The organism is Isoptericola maris (genome assembly GCF_048065335.1).
GTDB classification, from domain to species: Bacteria; Actinomycetota; Actinomycetes; order Actinomycetales; family Cellulomonadaceae; genus Isoptericola; species Isoptericola rhizosphaerae.
Window position 1 is genome coordinate 79,872 of the sequence record NZ_JBLUNY010000009.1, and the last position, 8,608, is coordinate 88,479.

Below are 8,608 nucleotides of genomic sequence, written 5' to 3' on the forward strand. Positions count from 1 at the left end.
CATCAGGGATGTCCCCCGTTCGGGCCTGAGCGACGAACGTTCACGCGGGTTTCACAGCATCTGTCCAGCCCCTGGCCGCGACGCGTCAGGAGAGGGTGAAACCGAGGGCCGCGGCGGCCGCCGCCGGGTGCGGCGAGGCGGACCAGAACCGCGCGAGGTTGGCGTTCGACGTCAGCGACCGGGTCTGCGCACGGTCGAGGTAGAGCTCGCCGCGCAGGTGGTCCGTCTCGTGCTGGACGATCCGCGCCGGCCAGCCGACGAGCACCTCGTCGAGGTCGGCGCCGGTCTCGTCCTGGCCAGTGAGGCGGACCCGGCGGGGCCGCGCGACGACGGCCTGCCAGCCGTCCACGGACAGGCAGCCCTCGTAGAAGGCGACGCGAGAGCCCGCAGGGTCGTCGTCGGCCATCGCCTCGTAGCGGGGGTTGACGAGCACGCGGTACGGCAGCGGCGTGCGCTCCCGCTCGTCCCCGGGTATCCCGGCGTCCTCGCAGACGGCCAGGGCCAGGCCGATGCCGACCTGGGGTGCGGCGAGGCCGACGCCGGGCGCCGCGCGCATGGTGCGCCGCATCGCCTCCAGCAGTCGCGGGAGCTGGTCGCCGAGCTGCCCGACGTACGGCGCCGCGGGCGACCGGAGCACCGGGTCCCCGGCCTGGACGATCGGGAGCACGCCGGGCGCATCCTCGCGGCCGAACGCGACGTCGAGCAGGTCCGCGACGGCGTCCGCCAGGGCCGGCCCGACCTCGCCCGACCAGACGTTCACAGGCTGAGGCGTTCCCGCACGACGGCGGCGAGCGTCTCCGCGACACCGTCGGCCTGCGTCTGGGTCGCAGCCTCCACCATGACCCGCACGACAGGTTCGGTGCCGGAGGGACGCAGCAGGACGCGGCCCGTCTCACCCAGGAGGGCCTCGGCGTTCTCGACGGCGTCCCGCAGGTCCTCGTCCGCGTCGGTCCGCGCCTTGTCGACGCCCTTGACGTTGACGAGCGTCTGCGGCAGCCGCGGGATCTCCGTCGCGAGGTCCGCCAGCCGCTTGCCGGTCGCCTTGATCCGTGCGGCCAGGTGCAGCGCCGTCAGGACGCCGTCGCCCGTCGTCGCATGCTCGGCGAGGATGATGTGGCCGGACTGCTCGCCACCGAGACCGTACCCGTGGGCCCGCATCTCCTCGAGGACGTAGCGGTCGCCGACGCCGGTCTGGACGGTCCGCACCCCGGCGTCCCGCATCGCCAGCAGCAGCCCGAGATTGCTCATGACGGTGACGACGAGCGTCTCCCCGGGCAGCCGGCCCTCGTCCTTCAGCGCCTTGGCGAGGATGCCGAGGATCTGGTCGCCGTCCACGAGGACGCCGCCGTGGTCGACGGCGAGGCAGCGGTCCGCGTCCCCGTCGAACGCCACCCCGAAGTCCGCCTCGGCGGCCACGACGACCGCCTGCAGCTGCTCGGGGTGGGTCGAGCCCGCCTTCTCGTTGATGTTGCGCCCGTCGGGGCTCGCGTTGATGACGACGACGTCGGCACCCGCGGCACGCAGCGCGTCCGGCCCGACCTGGCTGGCGGCGCCGTTGGCGGCGTCCACCGCGATCCGCAGACCTTCGAGCGGCCGACGGTCCGGCGACGTGCCGATGCTGGCGGTCAGATGCTCGACGTACTGCTCGGCCGCGATGCCGGTGTCGACGCGCATCCGCCCGACGTCGGCGCCGATCGGGCGCTCCCACCCGTTGCCGAGCACCGCCTCGATCTCGTCCTCGACACTGTCGTCGAGCTTCAGACCACCACGCGCGAAGAACTTGATCCCGTTGTCCGGCATCGCGTTGTGCGAGGCGGAGACCATCACGCCGAGGTCGGCGTGCATCGCGCTGACGAGGTACGCGAGCGCGGGCGTCGGCACCACGCCGAGGTCGACCACGTCGACGCCGGAGGCCGCCAGCCCTGCTGAGACCGCGGCGGACAGGAACTCGCCGGAAGCCCGCGGGTCACGCCCGACGACCGCCTTGGGCCGGTGACCCGGCCTGGTGCGGGATCCCAGCACGTGGGCTGCGGCGCTGCCGAGATCGAGCGCGAGCTCGACCGTCACGTCGCGGTTGGCCAGGCCACGGACACCGTCGGTGCCGAAGAGTCGTGCCATCAGTTGTGGTCCTCTCGGGTGGGCGCTCGGACGATCGTAGTGCGTCCGGACACGCGGACGGCCCCGCCGGAGTACCGACGGGGCCGTGCGGGGAAGCGACGGATCAGCGCTTCGAGTACTGCGGAGCCTTGCGGGCCTTCTTGAGACCGGCCTTCTTGCTCTCCACGGCACGGGGGTCGCGGGTGAGGAAGCCGGCCTTCTTCAGGGCCGCACGGTTCGCGTCACGGTCGATCTCGGTGAGCGCACGCGAGATGCCCAGGCGCAGCGCGCCGGCCTGGCCGGAGGGGCCACCACCGGTGATGCGGGCGATGACGTCGAAACGCCCCTCGACCTCGACCAGCTTCAGCGGGTCGTTGACCAGCTGCTGGTGCACCTTGTTCGGGAAGTAGTCCTCGAGGGTACGGCCGTTGATCTTCCACTGGCCGGTGCCGGGGACGAGGCGCACGCGCGCCACGGCCTCCTTGCGGCGACCCAGGGCCTGGCCCGGGGCAGTGATGGACTGACCGCCGTTGGCCACGGGGGCAGCGGTCTCGGTGGTGTAGTTGCTGGGCGTGTTCTCGTCCAGCTCGGTGTCGACGGTGGTGTCAGCCACAGTGTTTCCTTCGCTCGGCATCGGGCAGCGGCTCAGGCCTGCTGCGAAAGCTGGGTGATCTCGAACGGCTGGGGCGTCTGGGCCGCGTGCGGGTGCTCCGCACCGCGGTAGACCTTCAGCTTCATGAGCTGGTCCCGTCCGAGCGAGTTCTTGGGGAGCATGCCGCGCACGGCCTTCTCCACGGCTTCCTCGGGGTTGTTCTCGAGGAGGTCGCCGTACTTGACGGAACGGAGGCCGCCCGGGTAGCCGGAGTGGCGGTAGGCGAGCTTGTCCTCGCGCTTGTTGCCGGAGAGGGCGACCTTGTCCGCGTTGATCACGATGACGAAGTCACCGCCGTCGACGTGCGGCGCGAAGGTCGGCTTGTGCTTCCCGCGCAGGAGCGTGGCGACCTGGCTGGCCAGGCGGCCCAGGACGACGTCGGTCGCGTCGACGACGTACCAGTCGCGCTGGATGTCGCCGGGCTTCGGGGTGTACGTACGCACGGTTCGTAACCTTTTTCGTGGTCGGTGTCGTCGGGCGAGAAGCGGCGCCCGATGAGTCAGATGTTGTACGCGGGGCCCCAGGGCGGCGTCCTGGCCTTGTGCCGTCGGACGGTGGGAACGTCGACGGCACGGGACACCGGGGCATAGCACAACGACTGGTCAGTCTAGCGGCACGCCGTCGTGGCGGTCAAAGCGATGTGCGTCACGGCCCGCGGGGCGCTGCCGTGCCGACGCCGTGCCGCTGCGGAGCGGGAACCGGGCTGCGCGCTCGGCCGTCCCGGTGCACCGTGGAGACATGACCGAAGACACTCCAGGAACACGACCGGATCCCGAGCTCGGGACCGAGGGCGACGGTAACCAGCTTCCCACGGAGGACACCCTCCTCGACCGCGGTACCCAGGACGCCCTCGACGAGGGGTACTCGCCCCTGGACCGCCCCCGCGCGAACCACTGGGGCGAGACGTCCTGGGAGGAGAGCCGCGGCGAGCCGCTCGACCGGCGGCTCGCCGAGGAGGAGCCCGACGTCTGGGAGCGCGACCCGCTGGACCGGCCCGACTCCTCCAGGGCGGGCCGTCTCGTCGAGGACGACGACGCCGACCCCAACGCCGACGGCACGCGCGACAACGACGTCTACGGGACGGACGCCGGGATCGACGGCGCAGGGGCCACCGCGGAAGAGGCCGCCGTCCACTGGGTCGACGAGCCGTGAGCCGGAGCGTCGCGCAGGGTGACGGCCGAGGCACGAGGCCGGCGCCCGCAGCACAGCGCAGGCCCACGGCGACCACCAGCACCGAGCCGTGAGCCGGAGCGTCGCGCAGGGTGACGGCCGAGGCACGAGGCCGGCGCCCGCAGCACAGCGCAGGCCCACGGCGACCACCAGCACCGAGCCGTGAGCCGGAGCGTCGCGCAGGGTGACGGCCGAGGCACGAGGCCGGCGCCCGCAGCACAGCGCAGGCCCACGGCGACCACCAGCACCGAGCCGTGAGCCGGAGCGTCGCGCAGGGTGACGGCCGAGGCACGAGGCCGGCGCCCGCAGCACAGCGCAGGCCCACGGCGACCACCAGCACCGAGCCGTGAGACGGAGCGTCGCGCCTACCGCACCTCGTCCGGCGACCGGCGCGCCCGGATGCGTACCGCACGCGCGCCCAGCTCCTCGTCGGGCGGGTAGTCCACGCGCTCGAGCGTGAGCCCTCTCGCCGGTGCCACCGCGGCGGCCGCCGAGCGCGTCCTGCCGCCCAGCACCTGCTCCGGGGCGTCCTCGCGGCGGCGCCCCTCCCCCACGGCCAGGGACATCCCCACGAGCGCGCGCACCATCGAGTGGCAGAAGGCGTCGGCCTCGACGACCGCGACGACGAGCCCCGCGTCAGGACCGGTCGTCGGACGCGTCCAGTCGAAGCGCGTCAGCTCCCGGATGGTCGTCGCGCCCTCCCGCGGCCGGCAGTAGGCCGCGAAGTCGTGCAGGCCGACGAGCGGCTGGACGGCATCGTGCATCGCCGCGACGTCGAGCTCGCGGCGGTGCCACAGCACCCACTCCCGCGCCAACGGGTCCCGCAGCGCATGGCTGTCGGCGAGGCGGTACCGGTACGTCCGCCCGGCCGCCGAGAACCGGGCGTCGAACCCGGCGGGCGCCCTGCTCGCACGATGCACGACGACGTCAGGCGGCAGCACGCCGGACAGCCGGTCGACCATGGCCCGGCCGGGTGACCGGTCGGACCGGCCGGGCATCGCCTCCCACCGCTCGAGCGGGAGGTCGACGTGCGCCACCTGGCCCCGGGCGTGCACGCCCGCGTCGGTCCGCCCGGCGACCGTCAACCGGGGGCGCGGCAGGCCCAGCGGTTCGGCCCGCACGATCGTGGCCAGGGCGTCCTCGAGGACACCCTGCACCGTGCGCAGCCGTGGCTGGGTCGCCCAGCCGGCGAAGTGCGTCCCGGCGTAGGCGAGGTCGAGACGCACCCGGACCGTGCCGCCGTCGGGCACCGGGTCCGGGGAAGCGGCCGAGGATCCGGGGGCGGGCGCGGGTGTCGAGGTGCTCACCCGACCATTCTGACCGGATGATGGGGCGGTGGCCGAACTCATGACCCTCGCGGTGGACTGCGGTGGCGGCGACATCAAGGCGAACGTCCTCGACGCCGCCGGCACCGCCCACGCCGCGCCAGTCCGCGTCCCGACGCCGTACCCGCTCCCACCCACGCTGCTCGTCGACACGGTGGCCGAGATCGCGGCGGACCTGCCGCCCGCCGACCGGCTGACCCTCGGCATGCCCGGCATGGTCCGGCACGGCGTCGTCGTGCACACGCCGCACTACGTGACGCGCTCGGGGCCACGCTCCCGGGTCGTGCCCGAGCTCGTGACGGCCTGGAGCAGCTTCGACGTGCGAGCCGCGCTGAGTGCCAGGCTGGGGCTGCCGGCGCTGGTGCTCAACGACGCCGAGGTGCACGGCGCCGGGGTGATCTCGTCGTCGGGCGTGGAGCTGGTGCTCACCCTCGGCACGGGCCTCGGTTCGGCGCTGTTCGACGGCGGCCGGCTCGCCCCGCACCTCGAGTGGTCACGGGCACCGGTGCGCCGCAGCACCACCTACGACGCCTACGTCGGCGAGCCGGAGCGGCGACGGCTCGGTGACGGTCTGTGGTCCCGCCGGGTCGTGACGGTCGTCGAGGGTCTCCGGCCCGTCTTCTGGTGGGACCGGCTCTACCTGGGCGGCGGCAACGCCCGCCGGATCACGCCGTCGGCCCTGGAACGGCTCGGGGACGACGTGGTCGTCGTGCCGAACTCCGCGGCGCTGGTGGGCGGGGCGCGGGCGTGGGACCTGCTCGCCGACTGAACTCGGGCTGCCCGACGGCGGAGCGCGCCCGTTCCGCGGCGTCCGTCTCGGCGTGCGCCTCCAGGACCGCGCGGCTGAAGCCCACCGGCTGGTCGAGGCTCACGAGGTGGCGCGCGTGCGGCACCACGACGAGACGTGCGTCGGCTCCCCCGGCACGGGCCGCGGCGAGCATCGACCGCTCCTGCCCGCGGAAGTGGTCCCACTGCCCGTTGACGAGCCGGACCGGGCTGCCCGCGGCCCGCAGGGCCGCACGGGTGTCGATGCGGCCCACCTCGGCGAGCACATCCGCCATGACCTCCAGCGCGAAGCCGCCCGCCGCCAGGTCCTGACCTGACTCGGCGTCGAGCAGCCCACGGACGAACGCCTCGTTGAGCCGGGCACCGGAGTCCGGCCAGCGCTCGATCCACCGCGCGAGCCGCAACCAGCCTCCCCGCAGAGGCACGTCCGGGCTCGTGCAGCACGAGGCCGCCACGAGACCCGCGGACTGTTCCGGGAACCGGGCGCGGTGCTCGATCGCGACATAGCCCCCGAGGGACAGGCCCACCACCAGTGCCCTGCCGCCGACCTCGGCGACCGCGTCACGCACCGCCCCCACCGCCTCGTCAAGCCGGAACCGCTCGCCGCGCCGCGCGCCGTGGCCGGGCAGGTCGGGTGCGCTCACCGGGATACCGGCGTCCCGCAGCACCCCGACCTGGCGGCGCCACATGGTGCACGAGGTCCGAGAACCGTGCAGCAGGACCACCGGGAGCATGCCACCACGGTAGGGACGTCAAGGGCCCCGCACCACCTCAGTGGTGCGGGGCCCTTGACGATCACGGGGAGGGAGGACTCAGTCCTCCTTCTTCTCCTCCGCCGGAGCGTCGGTCTCGGTCGACTCGACCGGCGCCTCGGCGCTCTTCTCGTCCTTGGCCGACTTCTCAGCGGCCTTCGTGGCCTCGGCGACGACGGCCTGCTTCGGGCTGACCGGCTCCGTCACGAGCTCGATGACCGCCATGGGGGCGTTGTCGCCCTTGCGGTTGCCGACCTTCGTGATGCGGGTGTAGCCACCGTTGCGCTCGGCCATGGCCGGGGCGATCTCGGTGAACAGCGTGTGCACGACGGACTTGTCGCGCACGACCGTCAGCACCCGACGGCGGGCGTGCAGGTCGCCACGCTTGGCGAGCGTGATGAGACGCTCGGCCGTCGGACGCAGGCGCTTGGCCTTCGTCTCGGTGGTGGTGATGCGGCCGTGCTCGAAGAGCGCCGTCGCCAGGTTCGCGAGGATCAGGCGCTCGTGAGCCGGGCTGCCACCGAGCCGCGGACCCTTGGTGGGGGTAGGCATTTCTGGTTCTCCTTGAGGGTGGTTCCGCGCCGCGCGGCCCCGTCATGTCGAGCGGGGCTGCTGCGGGCGCGGTGCGTCAGTACGTCTGCTCGTCGGTGTACGAGGCCTCGTCGTCCCCGCCGCTGAAGTACTGCGCGCCGGAGCCGTCGAAGTCGAGCGGCGAGTCCTTGAGCGCCAGACCGAGCTCGGCCAGCTTCTCCTTGACCTCGTTGATCGACTTCGCACCGAAGTTACGGATGTCCAGCAGGTCGGCCTCGCTGCGTGCGACGAGCTCACCGACCTGGTGGATGCCCTCACGCTTGAGGCAGTTGTACGACCGGATGGTGAGGTTGAGCTCCTCGATCGGCAGTGCCAGGTCCGCGGCCAGCGCGGTGTCCGTCGGCGACGGGCCGATCTCGATGCCCTCGGCCTCGACGTTGAGCTCCCGGGCGAGGCCGAACAGCTCGACGAGCGTCTTGCCGGCCGACGCGAGCGCGTCACGCGGTGCGATGGCCTGCTTGGTCTCGACGTCGACGATCAGCTTGTCGAAGTCCGTGCGCTGCTCGACACGGGTGGCCTCGACCTTGTAGGTGACCTTGAGGACGGGCGAGTAGATCGAGTCGACGGGGATGCGACCGATCTCGGCGTCCATGGCCTTGTTCTGCGCGGCGGACACGTAGCCACGTCCACGCTCGACGGTGAGCTCGATCTCGAGCTTGCCCTCGTCGTTGAGCGTGGCGATGTGCAGGTCGGGGTTGTGCACCTCGACGCCCGCGGGCGGCACGATGTCCGCCGCGGTCGCCGCACCGGCGCCCTGCTTGCGCAGGTACATCACGACCGGCTCGTCGTTCTCCGAGGAGACGACGAGGTTCTTGATGTTGAGGATGATCTCGGTGACGTCCTCCTTCGCACCCGGCACGGTGGTGAACTCGTGGAGCACACCGTCGATGCGGATGGAGGTGACCGCCGCGCCCGGGATGGACGACAGCAGCGTGCGGCGCAGGGAGTTGCCGAGCGTGTAGCCGAAGCCAGGCTCGAGCGGCTCGATGGAGAAGCGCGAACGGTACTCCGAGATGACCTCTTCGGTCAGTGTCGGGCGCTGTGCGATGAGCACTGTGTTGGTCCTTTCAGTGTGCGTCCGCTATATGACGCATCACGGCTCCGCGGTTTCGCGCGGTCCCGGGCGGGACTCGGTCCACCCGCCCGGGCAGAGTGCCGGGGGGGGGGCGGGCCCCCCCCCCCCCCCCCCGCCCGCCCCCGCAACAACACCCCCCCGCCGGCCGGGGGGGCGGCCC

Annotated in this window: 10 protein-coding genes; 2 read left to right on the forward strand and 8 right to left on the reverse strand. The window is 72.8% G+C overall.

Going from position 1 to position 8,608, the window contains the following annotated elements; all coding sequences use genetic code 11:
* Nucleotides 1-85 precede the first annotated feature (85 nt).
* The 4 genes from ACH5HR_RS13440 to rplM all read right to left on the reverse strand — a co-directional run bounded on the left by ACH5HR_RS13440 (nucleotide 86) and on the right by rplM (nucleotide 3,192).
* The gene (locus tag ACH5HR_RS13440) at nucleotides 86-760 is read right to left on the reverse strand and encodes a peptide deformylase (protein WP_416478308.1); all 675 of its coding nucleotides are present in this window, start codon (nucleotides 758-760) and stop codon (nucleotides 86-88) included.
* Nucleotides 757-2,118, reverse strand: coding sequence for a phosphoglucosamine mutase (gene glmM / locus ACH5HR_RS13445; RefSeq protein ID WP_416478310.1), 1,362 nt, complete (start codon nucleotides 2,116-2,118; stop codon nucleotides 757-759). The genes ACH5HR_RS13440 and glmM overlap by 4 nt, the downstream gene beginning before the upstream one ends.
* A gap of 103 nt (nucleotides 2,119-2,221) precedes the next feature.
* A complete protein-coding gene (gene rpsI, locus ACH5HR_RS13450) occupies nucleotides 2,222-2,710 on the reverse strand; it encodes a 30S ribosomal protein S9 (protein ID WP_402372433.1) in 489 nt (162 codons plus the stop codon).
* Nucleotides 2,711-2,742: 32 nt separating this feature from the next.
* Nucleotides 2,743-3,192 carry a 50S ribosomal protein L13 gene (gene rplM, locus ACH5HR_RS13455; RefSeq protein ID WP_402372435.1) on the reverse strand — a complete coding sequence of 150 codons (450 nt, stop codon included), beginning with the start codon at nucleotides 3,190-3,192 and terminating at the stop codon, nucleotides 2,743-2,745.
* A 295-nt stretch (nucleotides 3,193-3,487) separates the two neighbouring features.
* Here rplM and ACH5HR_RS13460 point away from each other — a divergent pair, with 295 nt between their 5' ends.
* Nucleotides 3,488-3,901 carry a DUF5709 domain-containing protein gene (locus tag ACH5HR_RS13460; protein WP_416478312.1) on the forward strand — a complete coding sequence of 138 codons (414 nt, stop codon included), beginning with the start codon at nucleotides 3,488-3,490 and terminating at the stop codon, nucleotides 3,899-3,901.
* Nucleotides 3,902-4,284: 383 nt separating this feature from the next.
* Here the strand turns inward: ACH5HR_RS13460 and truA are convergent, their stop codons facing one another.
* Nucleotides 4,285-5,169, reverse strand: coding sequence for a tRNA pseudouridine(38-40) synthase TruA (truA, locus tag ACH5HR_RS13465; RefSeq protein ID WP_402372935.1), 885 nt, complete (start codon nucleotides 5,167-5,169; stop codon nucleotides 4,285-4,287).
* A gap of 97 nt (nucleotides 5,170-5,266) precedes the next feature.
* On the opposite strand from truA, the gene ACH5HR_RS13470 reads away from it, so the two are divergent.
* Nucleotides 5,267-6,013: an ROK family protein gene (locus tag ACH5HR_RS13470; RefSeq protein WP_416478364.1), complete on the forward strand. Its 747-nt coding sequence runs from the start codon at nucleotides 5,267-5,269 to the stop codon at nucleotides 6,011-6,013.
* On the opposite strand, the gene ACH5HR_RS13475 is transcribed toward ACH5HR_RS13470, so the two are convergent.
* The 3 genes from ACH5HR_RS13475 to ACH5HR_RS13485 form a co-directional block, all read right to left on the reverse strand.
* Nucleotides 5,910-6,764: an alpha/beta fold hydrolase gene (locus tag ACH5HR_RS13475; RefSeq protein ID WP_416478313.1), complete on the reverse strand. Its 855-nt coding sequence runs from the start codon at nucleotides 6,762-6,764 to the stop codon at nucleotides 5,910-5,912. The genes ACH5HR_RS13470 and ACH5HR_RS13475 overlap by 104 nt on opposite strands.
* A 78-nt stretch (nucleotides 6,765-6,842) precedes the next feature.
* Nucleotides 6,843-7,334: a 50S ribosomal protein L17 gene (rplQ, locus tag ACH5HR_RS13480; protein ID WP_402372442.1), complete on the reverse strand. Its 492-nt coding sequence runs from the start codon at nucleotides 7,332-7,334 to the stop codon at nucleotides 6,843-6,845.
* A 76-nt stretch (nucleotides 7,335-7,410) separates the two neighbouring features.
* The gene (locus ACH5HR_RS13485) at nucleotides 7,411-8,427 is read right to left on the reverse strand and encodes a DNA-directed RNA polymerase subunit alpha (RefSeq protein ID WP_106267276.1); all 1,017 of its coding nucleotides are present in this window, start codon (nucleotides 8,425-8,427) and stop codon (nucleotides 7,411-7,413) included.
* Nucleotides 8,428-8,608 lie beyond the last annotated feature (181 nt).

Coding starts and splice junctions, on each gene's coding strand:
- glmM (WP_416478310.1), bottom strand. CDS start 2,118: ATGGCACGACTCTTCGGCACCGACGGTGTCCGTGGCCTGGCCAACCGC.
- ACH5HR_RS13460 (WP_416478312.1), top strand. CDS start 3,488: ATGACCGAAGACACTCCAGGAACACGACCGGATCCCGAGCTCGGGACC.
- ACH5HR_RS13470 (WP_416478364.1), top strand. CDS start 5,267: ATGACCCTCGCGGTGGACTGCGGTGGCGGCGACATCAAGGCGAACGTC.
- ACH5HR_RS13475 (WP_416478313.1), bottom strand. CDS start 6,764: ATGCTCCCGGTGGTCCTGCTGCACGGTTCTCGGACCTCGTGCACCATG.
- rplQ (WP_402372442.1), bottom strand. CDS start 7,334: ATGCCTACCCCCACCAAGGGTCCGCGGCTCGGTGGCAGCCCGGCTCAC.